This is a genomic window from Kribbella lupini (genome assembly GCF_039529595.1).
GTDB lineage: Bacteria > Actinomycetota > Actinomycetes > Propionibacteriales > Kribbellaceae > Kribbella > Kribbella lupini.
Genome location: NZ_BAAANC010000003.1, coordinates 647137 through 667957, shown reverse-complemented (window position 1 = coordinate 667957; position 20821 = coordinate 647137). Strand labels below are relative to the sequence as shown.

15 protein-coding genes are annotated in these 20821 nt (G+C 70.9%); 6 read left to right on the top strand and 9 right to left on the bottom strand.

Annotated elements, in window-relative coordinates; all coding sequences use genetic code 11:
• Positions 1-378 precede the first annotated feature (378 nt).
• The 7 genes from ABD235_RS29285 to ABD235_RS29255 form a co-directional block, all read right to left on the bottom strand.
• Complete coding sequence (locus ABD235_RS29285; RefSeq protein ID WP_344179955.1) at positions 379-1209, bottom strand: peptidylprolyl isomerase; 831 nt, start codon at positions 1207-1209, stop codon at positions 379-381.
• Between the two features lie 28 nt (positions 1210-1237).
• A complete protein-coding gene (locus ABD235_RS29280) occupies positions 1238-4606 on the bottom strand; it encodes a GH92 family glycosyl hydrolase (RefSeq protein ID WP_344179953.1) in 3369 nt (1122 codons plus the stop codon).
• A gap of 405 nt (positions 4607-5011) precedes the next feature.
• Positions 5012-6157, bottom strand: a complete 1146-nt coding sequence (locus tag ABD235_RS29275) for an Mrp/NBP35 family ATP-binding protein (protein WP_344179952.1) — start codon at positions 6155-6157, stop codon at positions 5012-5014.
• 102 nt (positions 6158-6259) lie between these two features.
• Entirely contained in the window at positions 6260-6835 is a 576-nt protein-coding gene (locus ABD235_RS29270; RefSeq protein WP_344179950.1) for a DUF1003 domain-containing protein, read from the bottom strand.
• Positions 6825-8087 carry a magnesium transporter MgtE N-terminal domain-containing protein gene (locus ABD235_RS29265; RefSeq protein ID WP_344179948.1) on the bottom strand — a complete coding sequence of 421 codons (1263 nt, stop codon included), beginning with the start codon at positions 8085-8087 and terminating at the stop codon, positions 6825-6827. Before ABD235_RS29265 ends, ABD235_RS29270 begins: the two co-directional genes overlap by 11 nt.
• Before the next feature lie 287 nt (positions 8088-8374).
• Positions 8375-9295 (bottom strand): hypothetical protein, encoded by a 921-nt coding sequence (locus ABD235_RS29260; RefSeq protein ID WP_344179946.1) that lies wholly within the window; start codon positions 9293-9295, stop codon positions 8375-8377.
• Positions 9295-9813 (bottom strand): SigE family RNA polymerase sigma factor, encoded by a 519-nt coding sequence (locus ABD235_RS29255; RefSeq protein WP_344179944.1) that lies wholly within the window; start codon positions 9811-9813, stop codon positions 9295-9297. The genes ABD235_RS29260 and ABD235_RS29255 overlap by 1 nt, the downstream gene beginning before the upstream one ends.
• Positions 9814-9999: 186 nt before the next feature.
• On the opposite strand from ABD235_RS29255, the gene ABD235_RS29250 reads away from it, so the two are divergent.
• Both ABD235_RS29250 and ABD235_RS29245 read left to right on the top strand, forming a co-directional pair.
• Complete coding sequence (locus tag ABD235_RS29250; RefSeq protein ID WP_344179942.1) at positions 10000-10968, top strand: helix-turn-helix domain-containing protein; 969 nt, start codon at positions 10000-10002, stop codon at positions 10966-10968.
• 127 nt (positions 10969-11095) lie between these two features.
• Positions 11096-14800 (top strand): S8 family serine peptidase, encoded by a 3705-nt coding sequence (locus tag ABD235_RS29245; protein WP_344179939.1) that lies wholly within the window; start codon positions 11096-11098, stop codon positions 14798-14800.
• A gap of 18 nt (positions 14801-14818) precedes the next feature.
• Here the strand turns inward: ABD235_RS29245 and ABD235_RS29240 are convergent, their stop codons facing one another.
• Positions 14819-15337 carry a hypothetical protein gene (locus ABD235_RS29240; protein ID WP_344179938.1) on the bottom strand — a complete coding sequence of 173 codons (519 nt, stop codon included), beginning with the start codon at positions 15335-15337 and terminating at the stop codon, positions 14819-14821.
• A gap of 154 nt (positions 15338-15491) precedes the next feature.
• Here ABD235_RS29240 and ABD235_RS29235 point away from each other — a divergent pair, with 154 nt between their 5' ends.
• From ABD235_RS29235 to ABD235_RS29225, 3 genes are all read left to right on the top strand, one after another.
• Positions 15492-16466, top strand: a complete 975-nt coding sequence (locus tag ABD235_RS29235) for an HpcH/HpaI aldolase/citrate lyase family protein (RefSeq protein ID WP_344179936.1) — start codon at positions 15492-15494, stop codon at positions 16464-16466.
• A gap of 115 nt (positions 16467-16581) precedes the next feature.
• The gene (locus tag ABD235_RS29230) at positions 16582-17226 is read left to right on the top strand and encodes a maleylpyruvate isomerase family mycothiol-dependent enzyme (protein WP_344179933.1); all 645 of its coding nucleotides are present in this window, start codon (positions 16582-16584) and stop codon (positions 17224-17226) included.
• 22 nt (positions 17227-17248) lie between these two features.
• Entirely contained in the window at positions 17249-18346 is a 1098-nt protein-coding gene (locus ABD235_RS29225; protein WP_344179930.1) for an RNA polymerase subunit sigma-70, read from the top strand.
• Positions 18347-18399: 53 nt separating this feature from the next.
• Here ABD235_RS29225 and ABD235_RS29220 read toward each other — a convergent pair whose 3' ends face one another.
• Positions 18400-19071: a peptidylprolyl isomerase gene (locus ABD235_RS29220; RefSeq protein ID WP_344179928.1), complete on the bottom strand. Its 672-nt coding sequence runs from the start codon at positions 19069-19071 to the stop codon at positions 18400-18402.
• A 159-nt stretch (positions 19072-19230) separates the two neighbouring features.
• Here ABD235_RS29220 and ABD235_RS29215 point away from each other — a divergent pair, with 159 nt between their 5' ends.
• Positions 19231-20712, top strand: coding sequence for a serine/threonine-protein kinase (locus tag ABD235_RS29215; RefSeq protein ID WP_344179926.1), 1482 nt, complete (start codon positions 19231-19233; stop codon positions 20710-20712).
• Positions 20713-20821: the final 109 nt, after the last annotated feature.

Here is a 20821-nt window from a genome sequence, read left to right as displayed (position 1 = left end):
CTCTCCGCGCGTGCCGCGCTCTCCGCGCGTGCCGCGCTCTCCGCGCGTGCCGCGCTCTCCGCGCGTGCCGCGCTCTCCGCGCGTGCCGCGCTCTCCGCGCGTGCCGCGCTCTCCGCGCTCCCGCGCTCTCCGCGCTCTCCGCGCGTGCCGCGCTCCCAGCGCTCCCGCGCCTGCTGCGCTCTCCGCGCCGTCCTGCTCCCCGCGCCCGCCGCGCTCCCGCGCCCGCCGCGCTCCCGCGCCCGCCGCGCTCCCGGGCTCCCGCCCCCGGCATTTGCCCGGTGAACCGGGCCGGTGGCGGGTTCTACCCCTGCATGAAGGCGTAGAACCCGCATGTCGCACGGTTAACCGGGCAGATGGTGAAGGGCTGCGGGCTGGATGTCAGAAGCCCAGGCGTTGGGCGACCAGGATGTTGGTGGTGCGGACGGGGGTGCCGTCGACGGGGGCCGGGTCTTCTGCGGTGGGGACGATGCCGGCGGCGGCTACGCGGTCGAGGACCTTGAGGCCGAGGCGGTCGATGGTGCCGAAGACGGTGTAGTCGGGGCGGAGGCGGGAGTCGCCGAAGGTGAGGAAGAACTGGCTGCCGTTGGTGTTCGGGCCGGCGTTGGCCATCGCCAGGGTGCCGCGGGCGTACAGGCGGGCGAGGCTGGTCGGCGGGTCGTTCGGCCAGCGCGGCAGGTCGGTCGGGAGCTCGTCCTTGTAGCTGTAGCCGGGGCCGCGCTCACCGGAGCCCGTCGGGTCGCCGCACTGGAGGACCTTGAGGGTCGGGTACAGCGTGAGCCGGTGGCAGGTGGTGAAGTTGTAGAACTTGCTCTTGGCCAGGTGCAGGAAGCTCTGCACCGTGCACGGTGCCTTGGCGCGGTCGAGCGTGAGCAGCACCGGGCCCTGGTTGGTCGCCAGGAGGACCCGTACGACGCCCTTCGACGGAGTCGGGGTCGGGTCCGGCGGCAGGGACACCGGGCGCGGCGACGGGTCGTCGGGCGTGGCGGTGTACTTGCACGGACCTGTGGTGGTCCCGCTGGGTGTGCCCGCCGGCGCCGCGACGAGCTGCGAGGCCTCCGCCGGAGCTGGGGCGACGTCCGCCGAGCCCGGCTGGACCCCCAGCTGTAGCGGAGCCGGGGCAGGCGCCGGGGCGGCGAACGTCGTACCGGTGGTGGCGAGCAGGCCGGCGACGCTCAGGGCGGCGCAGGCGATGACTCTGGTGGCTCTCATCGTGGTTCTCCTTCAGGGCGGTTCGGGATCAACCGGTGGCCAGCGTGAAGATCCGCAGGTCGCGGTTCTTCGGCAGCGTCACGCTAACCGGAATCCGGTCCGCGGCAACAGCTACCGGCGCGGTGGCGAAAATGTGTGTGGCCACGTTGTCCCGCCCGCCGCCGGACTCGTTCCGGTACGGCGTGGAGGCGACGACCAGGTTGCCGAAGTGCACGGTGTCGCCGCCACCGCCCAGCGTCCAGTCGCTGAACGAGAGGTCCACCTCGGACGTCGTACCGTCGGCGAAGCGCAGTGTCGCCTTGCCCTCCTGGTTGCCATTGACAGCACTGCCGACGAACGACAGCTTCGTCGTCCCCGCCGGCAGCGACAGGTCGAGCACCTGGCCGTCGGCCGGCACGTTGTCCGGCTCACCGACCGGTACGCCGGGCCAAACAAACGTGAGCCCCTCCTTCGTCACCGTCCCACCAGGGGTGAGCCCTGCAGCGGCCAGCGCCTGCCGCGAGTAGCTGACGCCGCCGCCGTCGTAGTCCGCCTCGGTGTGGTCGCCGGCGTCGTCCGACGCGGCCACACCCTCGCGGAGCACGGAGAACGAGTTCGGCAGGCCGACCACCACAGTGAAGCCCAGCCGCGGCAGTACGGTCCCGTCATTGGCCTTCAGCGCCACGGTGACCGGGTAGCGGCCGTCCGGCGTACCAGGAGCTGCTGTCACGCGCACAGGTGCGCCGCCGGACTGGTCCACGGTGAACGAGCCGCTCGCAGGTGACGCGGTCAGCCCTGCCGGGGTGGTCACCGTGTACGAGACGCTGGTCGCCGTACCGCTGAGCCGATGCGCCTTGATCGTGACCGGCTCGGACGTGGTCCCCGGAGCGACGACCAAGCGGCCGATGTCGGTCGACGTCTGGAACGGAATCTCCCCGGTCCGCCACGACGGCGGTGCATCCTTCGCGGCGGAGCCCCACGCCGGGTTGGCCGTCGCGGAGACCTTGAAGTCCAGCGTGCCGCCGCGCTGCACGAACGACTCGGGAAGCCAGGGCTTGGACGACGTACGCCCGTCCACTCGAAGGCTCTGCACGTACTTGGTCGCAGCCGTCGCGCCCGGTGCGTTGATCCGGATCGTCCGGCCCTGGTCCCGGTGGATCACCGCGCGCGGGAACAGCGGCGTCGCGACCTGCAGTTCGGCGCGGCTCGGGACCTCCGGGTAGAGCCCGAGCGCGGTCCACACGTACCAGGACGACATCGCGCCCAGGTCGTCGTTGCCGGGGATGCCGCCGGTGGTCGTGTTCCACAGCTGGCTCATCGCCTGCCGCAGCGTCTCCTGCGCCTTCCATGGCTGGCCGCTGTAGTTGTAGATCCACGGCGTGTTGATCGACGGCTCGTTGTCCATCTCGGCGTGCAGGTCACCGGACTTGGTCAGCGCCCAGTCGCCGTCGGCGTCCTTGAAGAACGCGTCCAGCCGCTGGTTCACCACGTCCTTGCCGCCCATCGCGTCGAACAGCCCGGCGCGGTTGTGCGGGATCATCCACGTGTACTGGGCGCTGCTGCCCTCGGCGAACCCGTCCTGCGTCGCCGGCGTGAAGGCCGGCCAGGCGCCGTTCTCGTCCCGGTTCTGGATGTAGCCGCCGTTCTCCGGGTTGAAGACGTTCTGCCAGTACTGCGAGCGCTTCACGAACTGGTCGGCGGTCTTGCGGTCGCCGACCGCGGACGCCAGTTCGGCCAGCGCGAAGTCCGCGGTGGTGTCCTCGAGCGTCTCGACCGCGCCGCCCCAGGCGTTCGACTTGGTCGGGATGTAGCCGAGCGCCAGGTACTTGTCGAGCGACGGCCGCTGCCCGATCGACATCACCGGCTTGCCGGCCGAGCTCAAGTCCTTCGCGGTCGGCACGGTCGCCGCCTTGACCAGCGACTTGAGTGCGGTCCGTACGTCGAAGTTGGTGCCGCCGAACGCGTGGATCCCGGCCAGCGCAGGAGCTGATGGGTCGCCGGTCATCACCGCCGTACTGCCGGAGGCGTGGGTCCAGCGGTCCCAGACGCCGTCGTTCTGCTGGGCCTGGTTCAGCAGGGACTGCGCGACGTCACCGGCGCGCTGCGGCTCCAGCAGGGCCAGCAGTTGGACCTGCGAGCGGTAGACGTCCCAGCCGGAGAAGGTGGCGTACTGGTTCTTCTGGCCGCGACTCAGCTGGTGCGGCTTCTGGTCGAAGCCCCAGTACTGGCCGTTGACGTCGCTGAAGACGTTCGGGTGCAGCAGGGCGTGGTAGAGCGCGGTGTAGAAGGTGGTCCGGTCGGCAGTGGCGCCACCGGTGACCTCGATCCGGTTCAGCTGGTCGCGCCAGGCCTGCTTGGCCTTGGCCGCGGTCTTGGCGAGCGACTGGCCACGCGGGTTCTCCTGGGCCAGGTTGGCGGCCGCGTTGGCCTTGCTGACGTAGGAGATGCCGATGCGCATGTTGACCGTGCTGCTGTCGAAGCCGAGGTACGCACCGGAGCCCTTGCCCGCCGGCATCCAGCCGTCGGTCCCGTACGACGTACCGCCCGTGGCTGAGGTGCTGCCCGGGCTGACGGTCGCGTCCTTCCAGGTGCCGTGGTTGGCGAACGGCTGGTCGAACTGGGCGACGAAGTGCAGCGTGTAGTAGCTGCGCTGTCCGACGGAGGCCAGGTAGCCGCAGAAGTTGCCGCTGGTCACCGAGCCGGACACAGTGCGCTTGGCCGGGTCGATGGTGACCTGGGCGTCGCTGGAGCCGACCTCGGAGTTCGCCGTCCGGAACAGCAACGACTTGGCCTTGTCCGCGGGGAAGGTGAACGTCGCGGAGCCGGTCCGGGTGGTGGCGGCCAGCTCGGCGGTTGCCCCGGAGTCGAGGCCGACCTTGTAGTAGCCGGGCTTGGCGGTTTCGTTGGCGTGGGAGAACGTGCTGGCGTACACCTCGTCCTTGGCGTCGGTCTGCGGGGAGGTGGTCACCGCACCGGCGTACGGGAAGATGGGGATGTCACCGGAGCCGCCGGCGCAGCCCGTGCCGGACATGTGGGTCAGGCTGAAGCCGCGGATGCGCGTCGCGTCGTACAGGTAGCCGCCGGGCGCGGCGGTCCGGAACTGGTTGCCGCGGCTGGTCTCCGGGCTGAACGAGAACATGCCGAACGGCATGACCGCTCCCGGGAACACGTCGCCGAGGTTGGACGTGCCGATCAGCGGGTCGACGTGCTCGGTCGGGTCCGGCGAGCTGCTGGTGATTCGGCTCTGCCCTGGCGTCTCTTGCGCTCTGAGGCCTGGGGGCCTGGTGCTGGGCGGGGCGGTGGTCGGCTGCCCGACGTACTGGGGAGACGGGCTCGGCGCTGCGGAGGCCAGCGCTGTCGAGACCAGTGCGGCGATCACGGAGCCGGCTAGGACGGCAGCGGTACGACGGTGCTTCATCACGGGCGGTCCTTCGACGTCGGGACGGCACCGTGCAGGCCACGCGGCCGCGCCCGCCCGGCGTACGCCGTCCAGGGCGGCGGACGACGTGCGCGAGCGAGGCGCTGCAGCGTTGCTGGGACGGCACTGTCACGGGCGGTGTGACATCGTTGTCAGCAAGAGATACCGGACCGTCACAGCCCACGTCAAGGCTTTCGGTACTTTCCGCAACCAAGCAAGCGCGTTCCGCAACTCAATCAGAAGCAACAAAGGGCCTCGCGTGTGCGGGCGACCCTTCGGGGTTCGTGCGCCGACGGCCGGCTGGGGGCGAGGTCGCCCCGGCGAAGCCGGTGGCGGGGGGCGCGGCCTGCTTCCCCACAACGCACAACCGCCCCGGCGGAGCCGGGGCGGTGCGTCAGGACAGGGTCAGCGGCCGACCGGGGAGAGGCCGAGCTGGCGGCCGAGGAGGCCTCGGGGTTTGCCGCCGAGGCGTTCGGCGATGTCGGCGATGACCTTGGAGGCGGGAGTGTCCGGGTCGGAGGTCGCCAGCGGATGGCCGAGGTCGCCGCCGCTGCGGAGGCGCTCGTCCAGCGGGATCTCGCCGAGCAGGGGGATCGGGTAGCCGAGGCGGGCCGACAGGGTTTCGGAGACGCGCAGTCCGCCGCCGGTGCCGAAGATCTCGATGCGGTGCTCGGGCCCGCAGTGCGGGCACGGCAGGAACGACATGTTCTCGATCACGCCCGCGACGCGCTGGTGCACCATCTGGGCCATCGTGCCGGCGCGCTCGGCCACCTCTGCGGCGGCTTCCTGCGGGGTCGTCACGACGATCACCTCGGCCGTCGTCAGCCGCTGGCCGACGGAGATCGCGATGTCACCGGTGCCCGGCGGCAGGTCGAGCAGCAGGACGTCGAGGTCGCCCCAGTAGACGTCGGCGAGCATCTGCACCAGCGCGCGGTCCAGGATCGGGCCGCGCCAGGCGACCACCTGGTCGCGCTTGGGCTTCAGCATGCCGATCGAGATCACCTTCACGCCGTGCGCGGGCACCGGCATGATCATGTCGTCGACCGCGGTCGGCCGCTCGTCGGCGACGCCGAACATCGCGGGGATCGAGTGGCCGTAGATGTCGGCGTCCAGTACGCCGACCGACAGGCCCTTGGCCGCCATCGCGACCGCCAGGTTCACCGTCACCGAGGACTTGCCGACGCCACCCTTGCCGGACGCGATCGCGAACACCTTGGTCAGTGAGTCCGCGCGCGAGAACGGGATCTCCTTCTCGGCCACGCCACCACGCAGCTGCGTCTGCAGAGCGGCCCGCTGCTCGGTCGACATCACACCCAGCTCGACCTCGACCCCGGTCACGCCGTCCAGCGCGCTGACCGCGGCGATCGTGTCCCGCCGCAGCGTGTCCTTCATCGGGCAGCCGGACACGGTCAGCAGGATCTTCACCGCGACCACGCCGTCGGTCTTCACCACGACGGACTCGACCATGCCCAGTTCGGTGATCGGTTTCTTGATCTCGGGATCGATGACCGACCCGAGCGCAGCGGTCACCTGGTCAGCAGAGGGAGCCATGCACACAGGCTACGTGCTCTTCCACAACCGCCCCACCACGGTCCACTGTGACCTGAGTCCGGCAAGGCGACCCTAACTATCACCGTGGGCACGGCTGATAGTTCAGACCCGATCGTCCTCGCGGTCCTTGTCGAGCTCGGCGAGCAGGGAGCGGAGCTCGGAGCGGAGGAAGTCGCGGGTGGCGACCTCGCCGACGGACATCCGCAGCGACGCCATCTCGCGGGCCAGGAACTCCATGTCGGCGCGGCTGCGGGCGTCGACGTCGCGGTCGCGTTCGTACTGGACGCGGTCGCGGGCCTCCTGGCGATTCTGGGCGAGCAGGATCAGCGGCGCGGCGTACGACGCCTGGAGGCTGAGCGCGAGGGTCAGGAAGATGAACGGGTACTGGTCCCAGCGCAGGTGCTCCGGCGCGAAGATGTTCCACACGACCCAGAACACGATCGTCGCGGTCATGTAGACCAGGAACTGCCCGGTGCCGAGGAAGCGCGCGATCCGCTCGGACAGCCGGCCGAAGGCGTCGGCGTCGTACGCGCGGCGCCGGACCAGCGTGCGGCGCAGCTCGCGCGGGACGTCCAGCCGGTCGGCGGCCGGACGGGTCAGCCGGCGTTCCTCCGAGCGGGCGGGCCGGCGGTCGTCGGACCTGCTGCTCCGGCGGTCGTCGCGGTCCTCACGGGGCATCCCGGTCCACCTCCAGCTGCGCGGATCCGCGCCAGTCGTCGGGCAGCAGATGGTCCAGTACGTCGTCGACGGTGACCGCGCCGAGCAGGCGGCCCTCGTCGTCGAGCACGGGAGCGGCGACCAGGTTGTACGTCGCCAGGTACTTGCTGACAGCCTGCAGCCCGTCGTCCGGGCGCAGTCCGTCCAGGTCAGTGTCCAGTACGCCGGACACCAGCGCCGACGGCGGCTCGCGCAGCAGCCGCTGGATGTGACCGATCCCGATGAACCGGCCGGTCGGCGTCTCCAGCGGCGGCCGGCAGACGTAGATCATCGCGGCCAGCGCCGGACTCAGCTCGGCGTTCCGGACGTGCGCGAGCGCGTCGGCGACGGTCGCGTCCGCGGGCAGGATCACCGGCTCGGACGTCATCAGGCCGCCCGCGGTGCGCTCCTCGTACGTCAGCAGGCGTCGTACGTCCTCGGCCTCGTCCGGCTCCATCAGCGTCAGCAGCCGCTCGGCGGTCTCGGTCGGCAGCTCAGCAATCAGGTCGGCGGCGTCGTCCGGGGACATCTCCTCCAGTACGTCGGCCGCGCGCTCGGTGTCGAGGCCGGCCAGGATCTCCACCTGGTCGTCCTCGGGCAGCTCTTCCAGTACGTCGGCCAGCCGCTCGTCGTTCAGCGCGGAGGCGATCTCCTTGCGCCGCTTGGGCGACAGCTCGTGCAGTACGCCGGCCAGGTCCGCGGGCTTCATCGTGTCGAACGCCGCGAGCATGTGCGTCGCACCCTGGGCGTCCTCGGTCTGCGCGAACCCGACGACGTCGGCCCAGTCCAGCACGTGCGACTGCCCGCGCCGCCGGAACCGCTTCGCGCCCTCGGTCACGGCGACCTTCGACAGCACCCAGTCGCGGGTCCGCCACTGCTCCATCGCCAGGTCGAACACCACCGCGGACGCGCCGGTCTCGCGGATCGTCACGCTCCGGTCGAGCATCTCGCCGAGCACCAGCACCTCGGTCGCCCGTTGCTCGAACCGCCGCATGTTCAGCAGTCCCGTGGTGATCACGTGGCCGACGTCGACGGAGGTGACCCGCGTCATCGGCAGGAAGATCCGCCGCCGGGTGAACACCTCCACCACCAGCCCGAGCACCCGCGGCGGCTGAGTGTCCTGCCGCAGCATCACCACGACGTCACGCACCTTGCCGACCTGGTCCCCGTTCGGGTCGTACACGGGCAACCCGGCCAGCCGGGCCACGTACACACGCGCCGGAGATCCGCTCATGCCCCGAGGCTAACCGCCCAACCCGGTCGCACCCGCACACAGAGCCCCGCGAGACCGTGTCGACACCCAGTACGACGGCCGCCCGGCAGGCAGAGCCGGAGCGCAAGGCCGGACGCCACCTGCTCCCCGCACCCGCTCGGGCTGCCGCCGCCAGACTCCGGCCGGCACGCCGCCGGGCTCCGCCCCGCTCCGTCGCCGCCTCACCGCCCCGCCGGGCTCCGGCGCGCTCCGCCTCCGCCTCACCGCCCCGCCGGGGAGTCCGGCGGGGCGAGAGTGGCGGCTGGAGGTCAGTTGGCGATGTCGAGTCTCGGGTCGGTGACGGTGGCGATCAGTTGGGCGAGGGTGACGCTGGGGGCCTCGACCGGGGGTTGGGTGGACGGGTGGGGGCCGGGGTCGGCCAGGGTGCCGTCGCCTTCCACGGTGGCGATCGCCAGCTGGCCGTCGGGGCGGACGTAGCTCGCCCAGTACGCCTGCTTGCCGCGGGTGCCGACGCGGACGTGCTGGCCGGAAGCCGTGGTGGTCACCCAGCACGCGGTGAACTTGGAGCGGTCGTCGACCAGGCCGCAGACGTCCGCTCGGGGGTGCGGGATGCCGGCGTCGTTCGGTGGCTCGTGCACCTCCTTCGGGAGCACGCTCACGGCGACCCAGCCGACGCCGCCGTCCTCGGCCCACTCGGATCGCGCCCCGGCCCCGCCGGGGCGTCCGCACGGGCCGTCCACCGACGGGATGATCGCCCCGGACGAGCGTCCGACCAGGTGCCGGCGCTCCGGGTCGGCGTACGAGGCGAAGACGTCGAGGTGATTGGGCTCCGGCAGAACCGGCGCGATGGGTCCGCCGGTGGCGGGGGCAGAAGCCGGCGGCATGAACTTCGAAGGAGGACAGGTGTACTTCGGCCCGCCCGGTGTCGGCTGGATGACGTAGCTACCGTCCCCGCGGAGCTCGACATTGCCTCCAGGGACGACCTGGCTCCGCTGGACCCCCGCCTGGTGCTGTCCGGCTGGATCCGCCGTACCGCCCAGGTGAGCCGTGGCGAGGCTCCCGCCGGTGGCGACCAGGGCCACGGCGGCCACGGCGGTCAGCCCGACCCCAGCCCGCCGTCGGCGCAATCGGCGGCGACCACGGGCCAGGTCTGCGGCGGGATCGGTCGGCAAGGAATCGGTCCACGCCGTACTGCGGGCCAACTGCTCGTGCAGGTCGTTCTCGTTCATCAGGCGTCCTCCATCAGTTCTGCGAGTCGGGAGTCGGCCAACTGACCTCTGAGGTTCTGCAGGGCCTTCGAGGACTGGCTCTTCACCGTGCCGGCGGTGATCTGCAGGTCGGCGGCGACCTCCTCGACGGACAGACCCAGCCAGTAGCGCAGGACGATGACCCGCCGCTGGCCGGCCGCCAGAGTGCTCAGCGCCGCCATCAGCTCGTCGCGGTCCTCCAGTCCGAGCCCCTCGTCCACCGGCACCTCCGGCAGTTCGCTGGAGGCCCGCTCCCGCCGCCAGGCCCGGCGGCTGGCGTCGATCCCGGCGTTGACCAGGATCCGCCGGACGTAGGCGTCCGCGCCGTCCGCGCGCCGGACCCGTGGCCAAGCGACGTACAGCTTGGCCAGTGCCGTCTGGACCAGGTCCTCGGCCTGGTGCCGGTCCCCGCAGAGCAGGTAGGCGGTACCCACCAGTCGCGACCGGCGGGTCGCGACGTACTCGGAGTACTCCTGGTCCCGCCGCTGTTTCCCCAGCATCTGTGCGTCCCGTCGTCGCCGGATCAGTTGACGATCACCAGTACGGGACCCGGTCCGAACAGGTTGCCTCCTGCAGGGGGTCGTGTCGTCCCGTGGACGGTGGGGTGCCGGATCGGCGACGCGTTTCTAGACTTCCCCTCGGCCGGTACATCGTTGTCATCGGCGTCGTGGCGGATGGGGCTGGGCATGCTGAGATCCACTGGGCTGGGGACCGAGAACGAAGCGACGTACCTCGCGCTGGTCCGGCAGGGGTCGGCGACAGCGTCGGAGCTGGCCGAGCGGGTCGGGCTGTCGGAGGCCGACGTACTGCGGGCCGTCGACGCGCTGCAGCGGGAGGGGTTCGTCCACCGGACGCCGCCGCCGCGTGAGCTGGTCGTACCGGTGCCGCCCGACCTGGCGGTGGAGCAGCTCGTCCAGCGCCAGGAGGAGGAGCTCGAGCGGGTCCGGGAGGCGGCGTACCGGCTGACTGCCGCGGCGTACAACCAGGCCAGCGACCGGCGGACCGAGGAGCTCATCGAGATCGTGTCCGGCCAGACCGCGGTCGGGCTGGCCTTCGACCGGGTGCAGCGGACGGCTCGGGAGCAGATGCGGGAGCTGGTAGCACCGCCGTACGCGGCAACGGCTGAAGTTAACCGGACGCAGCTCGCTCGGCAGGCGGACGGCGTTGTCTACCGAGTCGTGTACGACAGCACTGCGCTGAGCGACGAGCTGCTGTCGGCCAGCGCGGTCAGCCACGTGCAGGCCGGTGAGCAGGCCCGGATCGTGGACGACCTGCCGACCAAGCTGGCGGTGGCGGACCGGGAGCTGGCGCTGCTGCCGCTCGACTGGGCCACTCCTGCGCGCGACGCCGCGCTGCTGGTCCATCCGTGTGGCCTGCTGGACGCTCTGGTCGCGCTGTTCGAGACGGTGTGGTCGCGGGCCAGTCCGCTGGTGGTGACTGCCGAGAAGACGCTGGCGGCCGAGGACCCGATGTCGGCGGAGGACAGGTATCTGCTGTCGTTGCTGGTGGCCGGTCTGACCGACGACGCAGCCGGGGTCCGGCTGGGGATCAGCCGTCGGACGGTGGCCCGCCGGGTCCAGCTGCTGATGGAACGGACCAACTCGCGGTCACGCCTCCAGCTCGGCTGGCACGCCCGGGACCGCGGCTGGCTCTGACGAGCGTCCACTTGCTGGACGGGCTGTCCGAGTTGGTCGTGTCAGCTTTGCGCCAGCGCAATCGATGGCAGCCGACGGCACGGCCCACATGTAATGCGGGGAACCCCTGTATCCCCTTGGAGTCCCCTTGTCCCAGCATCCCTCCCGCGGACGCGGACGCGGCCTGGTCGCTGCCGGCGCCTCTCTGGCGCTGCTCGCGACCGGCTGGTCGTCCCCAGCGGGCGCTGCCACTGTCCAGCAGCCGGCCGTCCAGCAGCCCAGCGCCACAGCCAAGGCCGGTACGCCGCGGACCGTCACGCTGATCACCGGTGACAAGGTCACCGCGGTCACCACCGCGGACGGCCACGTCACCGCGACCGTGCGGAAGCCGACCGGCGGCCCGGCCGGCGCCCACATCATGACGGTCGGCAAGGACACCTACGTCTACCCCGACGCGGCCATGCCGTACGTCGCCTCCGGAGTGCTCGACGAGGGCCTGTTCAACGTCTCCGATCTGCTGGCCGACGGGTACGACGACGCCCAGACCGACCAGTTGCCGCTGATCGTCTCGTACGCCGACGCCCGCAAGCAGGTCGTCCCCGACAGCGCCCGCCGCACCCGCACGCTGACCAGCATCAACGGCGCCGCGATGGTGGCCGACCGCAAGGACGCGACCGGCTTCTGGGAGTCGCTCACCGGTACGCCGGCCGCTCGCGGCACCAGCATGAAGACTCTGCCGGGCGGCATCGCGAAGGTCTGGCTGGACGGCAAGGCGCGGGTGTCGCTGGCCGACACCACCGCGCAGATCGGCGCCCCTGAGGTCTGGCAGAGCGGCAACACCGGGCAGGGCGTCGACGTAGCGGTCCTGGACACCGGCATCGACGCGCAGCACCCGGACGTCGCCAGCCAGATCAAGGCGTCGGTCAGCTTCGTCCCGGGCGAGGACGTCACCGACCGGCACGGCCACGGCACGCACGTCGCCTCCACCATCGCTGGGACCGGCGCAGCCTCTGGCGGCAAGGAGCAGGGCGTCGCGCCGGGCGCCGGGCTGCTCGTCGGCAAGGTGCTCGGCGACGACGGCGGTGGCCAGGACTCCTGGATCCTCGCCGGCATGGAGTGGGCCGCGCGCGACCAGCACGCCAAGGTGATCAGCATGAGCCTCGGCTCGGAGGGCGGGAGCGACGGCACCGACCCACTGAGCCAGGCGGTGAACAACCTGAGTGCGGAGACCGGTGCGCTGTTCGTCATCGCCGCCGGCAACGCCGGCCCCGGGCCGTACAGCGTGGGAGCTCCCGGTGCGGCCGACGCGGCCCTGACTGTCGGCGCGGTCGACTCCGCTGACCGACTGGCGACGTTCTCCAGTCGCGGCCCGCGTCTTGGCGACTCCGCGCTCAAACCCGAGCTGACCGCGCCTGGCGTCGACGTACTGGCCGCTCGGTCGCAGTACGCGCCGGAGGGCGAGGGCTCGTACCTGACCATGAGCGGCACGTCTCAGGCGACTCCGCACGTCGCCGGTGCCGCGGCTCTGCTGGCCAAGGTGCACCCTGACTGGACCGGTGCTCAGCTGAAGGATGCTCTGGTCAGCACCACCAAGCGGACCGTCGCCATCAGCCCGTACGCCGGAGGTAGTGGTCGCCTCGACGCCGCCAACGCGGTCAAGAGCACTGTGTTCGCCACCGGCTCGGCCCTCCTGTTCGCGAAGTGGCCGTACCCGGCCAACGGCGTACAGACCAAGGACGTCGTCTACACCAACACAGGTGCCGAGCCGGTCACGCTCAACTTGGCTCTCACTGCTCCGGGCGTTCCGGCCGGGCTGCTGACCCTCACGTCGCAGCAGGTGACAGTGCCTGCGCACGGCACCGCAACGGTCGGCGTACAAGGCCATCTGGACCTGGCCGTCGACGACGCCGGCTACAGCGCTCTGCTGACCGCCACCGGGCCTGCAGGTGAGCTGCACACTCCGGTCGGCGTGAGCAAGCAGAGCGAGCGGGTCAACCTGTCCGTCAACGCCAAGGACCGGCGCGGCGCCGGACTGCCCGGCGTGGTCGTCATGAAGGACGTCCTCCGGGACACCGTGCCGAAGGCCTACCTGGTCGACGAGACCGGTCGCCTGGACGTGAACATCCGCCCCAGCACGTACGCCGTCTGGATGTACGCCGACGTGCCCGGCCTCGACGGCCCGCACTCGCTCGCCCGGGCCGTGCTCAGCGAGCCCGAGCTCGTGCTCGGCAAGGACCGGACGCTGACCTTCGACGCCTCCACGCTGCGCAAGGTGGCCGCGTTCACGCCGCAGTCGACGGTCAACGACGGAGTGCGGATCGACCAGTACCGCAGCTACCCCGACCTGCACCGCTTCGTGGACAGCTACCAACTCGAGTGGTGGCTGTACGACAGCGTATGGGCGACGCCCACCAAGAAGGTGACCCAGGGCTCGTACACGTTCGCGGCCCGCTGGCGACAGACGCAGCCTGCCGTGACGATTGCCTCGGGCAACGACTGGTGGACGCCGAAGGTGCAGAGCCTGTCGCCGAAGCTCAAGGCCGGTACCGGCGCCGCATCGCTGGTCTACCTGGGTGACGGAGCCGCCGCGGACTTCCAGCGGACGTCGGTACGCGGCAAGGTCGCCGTGGTCCTCCGCAACGACCGGGTATCGGCCACTGAGCAGGCCAAGTCGGCTGCGAAGGCCGGCGCCAAGCAGCTGCTGATCGTCAACGACGGCTACGGCCCGCTCGACGCCTGGGCGGACCTGCCCGCGGAGGAGGCTCCGACGCTGCCCGTCGCGTCACTGCCGACCGACCAGGGGCAGCGGCTCCTGGCGCAGCTCCGGCACGGCGCCCGGACGGTCAAGCTGACCTCGCACCCGTACCCGCAGTACCTGTACGACCTGGTGCAGCATCACGACGGCGCCATCCCGCGTGACCCGAGCTACCGCCCGGCCACGCGCGACCTGGCCACGTTGGAGGAGTCCTACCGCGACACCTCTCAGGGCGAGGCGCTGGACATCCGCTACGACCTGTCGGCCGACCTCACCTGGGCAGTCGGCTCCGCGAGCACCACTGTGCAGGCGCAGGGCGACCACACCGTCTGGGTGACCGCTGGACCGAAGGTGAAGTGGCTGGCCCAGACCGCCGTACCGGACCTGACCCTGTTCGGTTCGTCGACCTCGTACGCCGCCCGCAGCACCACCCGGGAGACCTGGTTCGCCGGGATCCAGCGGCCGCGGTTGCTGAACGACAACGCGATGTCGACGCCGCCGTCCCGGGTCGGCGACATCATCAGCATGTTCGGGATGCCGGCCTGGGGTTCCGGCGCACACGAGGGCACGGTGTTCGGCGGCGTGACGCTGAAGTCGTCGCTGTACCAGGGCGACAACCTGCTCAGCGAAGGCTCCGACTCGGTGTACGCCGAGGTGACGCCGGAGAAGCTCCCGTACCGGCTGGTCGTCGACACCACTCGCGACCTGCCTGGCCGCTCGTACTCGCCGAGCACTCGGACCGAGTGGGGCTTCCTCTCCGCGCAGACCGACTACACCAAGCTGGAGGCGCTCCCGCTGATCCAGCTGGACTACGCGGTCGCCACTGACCTGGCAGGCCGGGCGCACCGGCGTACTGGGCTCGAGGTGACGCCGTCGCAGTTGGCTGGGCCGGGCAAGCCCAGCAGCGTCACGGTGGAGGTCTCGTACGACGACGGCGCCAACTGGCGCACGTTGCGGGCGAATCGCTTCGGCTCCGCTTGGAAGGTGCAGCTGGATGCGCCGTCGAAGGCTCGGTTCGTGAGCCTGCGGACCACTGCTCGCGACACTGCGGGCAACAGCGTCGTCCAGACCGTGGATCGCGCCTTCGGCCTCAACTGAGGCCTTCGGTCGCCGCCCTCAGCTCAGCTTGGGGCGGCGACCGGCGCGGCGGTGCAGGGTGATCGGGCGCTTGCCTCTGGTTGTGGCCGAGGTCTCTGCAGGTGTCACCGCAGGGTGCGCGTCGTCGTACGCCGCGGTGATGCCGCCCGTGGGCTCCAGCACGAGCAGGTCGGCCTGCGTCTGCCAGCGCTCGAGCTGGTTGCCCAGGCCGGCGGCGTTGAGGCGTTCGGTTCGCAGTACCTGAGCCGCAGCGGTCCACTCCTCGCTGCCGGGCTCCAGACGCCGTACGGTCGCACTCCACGCCGACAGGCGAGCAGTAGCAGGCTTGGCCGGTACGACGACCTCGACGCTGTCCGCGTCGACCAGTCCGGGCAGCGGCTGCTCAGCACTACCGTCCCGGTCCGCCAGTACGACGTACGCGCCGTCCACCGCGGCGAACCAGGCCGGCACGGCCCGGCGACCGCTCCAGGAGAGCCAGACCAGTCCGGCCTTCTTCATCACACCGGCGATCTCCGCCACGGCCTCGTCCGTCGTCACCCTCCAAGACTGTCACAGCCGCTGCCGGTCCGGCCGCTCGGTGAATCGGGACACATCGTGGCGCGGAGTGAGCCGGGTCACCGGCGAGGGTGGCGTTTCGCCGTACGCTCTCGTGAAACTGGTGGGTAACGAGGTCCCGAGGAAGGGGTAGGCGATGGGTGACGAGACGGCCACCAAGGCGCTGCGGTCCAGGCGGTCCTGCCTGGCGACACCGGGGTCGAACCCGCGGTTCCTGGCCAAGGCGAAGGGGCTGGACGCCGACCAGGTGTTCCTCGACCTGGAGGACTCGGTCGCGCCGATCGCCAAGGTGGACGCCCGCAAGAACATCGTCGCCGCGCTGAACGAGGGCGGCTGGGGCAGCAAGGTTCGCGTCGTGCGGGTGAACGACTGGACCACCGAGTGGACCTACGCCGACGTGATCGAGGTCGTCTCCGGCGCCGGCGCCAACCTCGACTGCATCATGCTGCCGAAGGTGCAGACCGCCGAGCAGGTGGTCGCGCTCGACCTGCTGCTCACCCAGCTGGAGAAGGTGCACGGTTACGAGCCGGGGCGGATCGGGATCGAGGCGCAGATCGAGAACGCGCTCGGCCTGACCAACGTGAACGCGATCGCCACCGCGTCGCCGCGGGTCGAGACGATCATCTTCGGCCCGGCCGACTTCATGGCGTCGATCAACATGAAGTCGCTGGTGGTCGGCGAGCAGCCGCCCGGGTACGACGTCGGCGACGCCTACCACTACATCCTGATGCAGATCCTGATGGCGGCCCGCGCGCACGGCAAGCAGGCGATCGACGGCCCGTACCTGCAGATCAAGGACGTCGACGGCTTCCGCCGCGTCGCCGGCCGCTCGGCCGCCCTCGGCTTCGACGGCAAGTGGGTGCTGCACCCGGACCAGATCGCCGCCGCCAACGAGGTCTACTCGCCGCGGCAGGACGACTACGACCACGCCGAGAACATCCTCGACGCCTACGACCACTTCACCTCCGCCGCCGGTGGCGCGCGCGGTGCGGTGATGCTCGGCGACGAGATGATCGACGAGGCCTCGCGCAAGATGGCACTGGTGATCTCGGCCAAGGGCCGGGCCGCCGCGATGACCCGCACGGACGTCTGGCAGCCGCCGACCGACTGACGGTCGAGACGGCCAGCACCTGCGCGGATCGGGCGGCGTGACCTGGCTCACAGTGCGATGAGTGGCGGCTGGCGCGGTCGTCTTCCCCGGGACAGCTTTTCCACGAGGAGGCGCCGTGCACGACCACACCACCGTCGACACCTGGGCGACGGTTCACGCCGAGCGGGCCGCGCTGGCCGACGACCTGGCCGGTCTGAGTGACGAGCAGTGGCGTACGACGTCGCTGTGCACGGAGCTCACCGTTCGCGAGGTGCTCGCGCATCTCACGGCGGGGGCGACGTTGTCTTTCCCGCGCTGGTTCGCCGGGGTGCTGCGGCATCGGTTCGACTTCGACGCGCAGGTGCTGATGCGTCTGCGCGAGCAGTTGGGGGAGTCGCCGGCGGACACGCTCGCGCGGTTTCGCGCGGCTGCTGACCGGTCGACGACGCCGTTCGGGCGGCGGGGGAGCGCTGTCTGGGCGCTCGCGGAGACGGTCGCGCACGCCGAGGACATCCGGCGGCCGCTCGGAATCCATCGGTCCTACCCAACCGACGTTCTCACCGCCGTGGCCGAGTACTACGCGAGCACCGACCTCGTCGTACTGGCCAAGGGCCGAATCGGGGGCCTGCGCCTGGTCGCCACCGACACGAGCTTCACCACCGGCGAGGGCGCTGCGGTCTCCGGGCCGACGATCGCGCTGGTGATGGCGATGATCGGGCGGGCGCCGTACTGCGACGACCTCGCAGGCGACGGCGTCGCAGTCCTCCGCTCTCGCTGCTGACCCTGGGCGGCATACTCCAGGGGTGACCGATGGGGTGCTCGAGCGGGCTGTCGCGGGGGATGGCGAGTCCTTCGCCGAGCTCGTGGCGCCGTTGCGGGGCGAGCTGCACGCGCACTGCTATCGCATGCTCGGCTCCGTTCACGACGCCGACGACGCCCTGCAGGAAACCATGGTGCGGGCCTGGCGCGGACTGGGCGGCTTCACCGGGCGAGGATCGCTGCGTTCTTGGCTGTACGCCGTAGCGACGCACTGCTGCCTCGACGCGGCGCGCAGCCGGCAACGCCGCGCGCTGCCGATGGACCTGGGCCCGGCGAGCGCGATCGTCGACAACACACCGCCGCGCACGGAGATCGCCTGGCTCGGCCCGCACCCCGGCGAACGCTACGAACGCCGCGAGGCCGTCGAACTCGCCTTCGTCGCGGCGCTCCAGCACCTGCCGCCCAACCAGCGCGCGGCGCTCCTGATGTCCGACGTCCTCGGCTTCACCGCCGCCGAGATCGCCGAGTCACTGGCGACCTCGACAGCCTCCGTCACCAGCGCCCTCCAACGAGCCCGAACCACCGTCGCCTCCCGCACGCCCAACGCAACCACTGGCGAAGGCGCAAGCGCCGGCTCCACCGTGCGCATCGGCTCTGACGCAAGCACCGGATCCGCGGGAACCACCGGATCCGCGGGAACCACCGGACCCGCTGGAACCACCGGAGCCCGTAGGCGCCGCCCCGCGCGCCCGACCGCCGGTGAGCGCGCCGTCGCGGCGGCCTTCGCCGACGCCCTCGAACGCGGCGACATCGACGCCCTGATCGCCCGCCTGGCAACCGACGTCACCTGGACGATGCCCCCGATGCCCACCTGGTACGCCGGCCGCGAAGCCGTCACGGCCTTCGCCCGGGCCGTCCCCTTCAGCGGCAGCTGCGGCACCTGGCGCACCGTGCCGACCACCGCCAACGCCCTGCCCGCGATCGCCTGCTACCTCGACCCCGGCAACGGAGTGTTCGCCCCCTGGTCGATCAACGCGATCGCCGTACGCGACGACCGGATCGCCGCCATCACGACGTTCCAGGACCCGGCGCACTTCCGCCTGTTCGGCCTTCCCGAACAACTAGAGCCGATCCACCCCTGACAGCACTCGCCCGCTCCCCAAAAGCTGGAGCGGGCGAGTCGGTAGTCGGTAGGTCAGCCGAGCGTCAGGACCTTGAGAATGCGCACCGGACTGGTCGGCGGCCCGTCCTGGTCGGGGTCGGCGATGCCCGCGGCGACGATGCGGTCGAAGGTGGACATGCCGAACACGACCTTGCCTAGCACCGTGTAGTTCGGGGCGATGTTGGCGAACGAGTGCACGACGAAGAACTCGGAACCGTTGGTCCCCGGACCTTGGTTGCCGTAGGCAACGGTGCCGCGCGGGTAGGTCTCGGTGCCGTCGACCTCGTCGGGGAACTTGTAGCCCGGCCCGCCCTCTTCCTGGCGGTAGATGTCACCGCACTGCAGCACGCCGAGGCGCGCGGAGTTGGTCAGCCGGAAGCACTGGGTGCGGTCGTAGAACCGGCTCTTCACCAGGTGCACGAAGTTGTGCACGCCGCACGGCGCGGTCGCCCGGTTCATCCGGACCACGAACGGGCCGTAGTTGGTGGCGAAGAAGACGTCGACGGTGCCTTTGGCCTTCGCGGTCGGCCTCGGCAGCGTGACCGGGCGCGCGGCCGGGTTCTCCGGCGTCGGGGTGAACTCGCACTTCACCGTCGGAGCAGGACGGCCGGACGGCGAGGCGGGGGCAGCCATGGCCGGCGTCGTGGTCAGCGTCGCGGCGAGCAAGGTCGTCGCGATCAGGGCAGGGACAAGTGATCGCTTCATGCGATCAACCTAGTACCCGCTGTGGTTTCAGGCACCCGGAAAGCCCGCAGGAGCAGGTTAAGACCGTCCGGTACGGCGGACGACGGCTCGCTTACCGGCCGTGGGCCACCTAAGGTAGGGCGGCGATCCGGCCGAAGCTGACTGTTGTGGGGTGTTGGTGTGAACGGCGAGGTGCTCGCAGGGCGTTACCGGTTGCTGAGCCTGCTCGGGCGAGGTGGTGCCGGTGAGGTCTGGCGAGGTGAGGACACGGTCCTGGCGCGCCCGGTGGCGATCAAGCTGCTGCGCGCGCTCGACGGTGACCCGATGGACGAGGTCCAGCGCTTCCGGATCGAGGCCCAGGCCGCCGCCCGGCTGCAGCACCCCAACGTCGTCGCGACGTACGACGTGGGCGCTGCCGACGACCAGGTGTTCCTGGTGATGGAGCTGGTCACCGGTACCGACCTGGCGCAGCTGATGCGCAGCAAGGGCCTGCCGAGCACCAAGCTGGTCGCCGACATCGCCGTCCAGGGTGCACGCGCGCTGGACGCTGCGCACGGCGCCGGGATCATCCACCGCGACGTGAAGCCCGGCAACCTGCTGCTGGCCGGCGACGGCACGCTGAAGATCACCGACTTCGGACTGGCCCACACCGGTGGCCTCAACGGCGCCACCGGACAGGTCCTGCTCGGTACGGCGGCCTACATCTCCCCGGAGCAGGTCACCGGCGGACAGGCGACCACCGCCAGCGACTGGTACTCGCTGGGCTGCGTGCTGTACGAGTTGCTCGAAGGCGTCCCGCCGTACGTGTCCGACTCGGTCGAAGGCGTGCTTCGCCAGCACCTGGAAGCCCCGATCCCGCCAGTACGGCGTACTGACGAGGTCCCCGGCCTGGCTGATCTGGTCGAGCAGATGCTGGCCAAGGACCCCGCACGGCGCCCGTCGTCGTCAGCAGCAGTTCTTGCTCTCCTCAGTGGGTCCGTCTCCAGTTCGACTCAGGTACTGCCGTTCACTGCACCGCCCCGTCCTCCGCTGGATGCGGAGCTGCTCGGCGACCCCGTCGACGACGACCAGGAAGCCCGTACCGCCAGCCACCTCGCACCCCAGCGGCGGTCCCTGTTCACCAAAGTGCTGATCGGTGCCGCCGTCCTCGTGGTCGGCGTGATGGGCGCCGCGCTGCTGCGCGAAGGCGTCTCTCAGGGCCCACCGGCCCAAGCAGGCGGTACGCCGACCGTCGCCCCGACCGTGGCGTCGAAGGTGACGACCAAGCCCAAGGCGACGCCCACGCCGACGCCGAAGCCCAAGGTCACCCCGTCGCCGAAGAAGACCCCGAAGAAGTCGCCGTCGAAACCGGTGGAGACGGGCACGGCGAAGCAGCTCCGCACGCTGGCCCAGCTGCTTCGCCAGGGCCAGCAGGGCGACGGCAGCAAGGCGGTGCGTGAGGCGGCCAAGGACCTGGACCAGGCGGCCAACGCACTCGGTGACGGTGACGAGGACAGGGCCGCAGACCAGTACCGCAGCGCTCTGCGCCGGCTGGGCTCAGCCCAGCGGACCCACCAGTGGCAGCCGACGCCGCAGGAGTTCGTGCTGGTCGCCGCGATCAACCGGGACCTCGGCCGCACCGGCTACGGCCAGGGCGACAACGAGCGTGACTCCGACGAGTAGTACGCCGTACCAGTGGGCGTACTGGGGGTGAGCCACCTGACGGAGTTCAGGTGGTCGGTGTCACAGCGGGTGTCGGGGTGTACCGGGATGCTGGGTAGTCGCGATACTC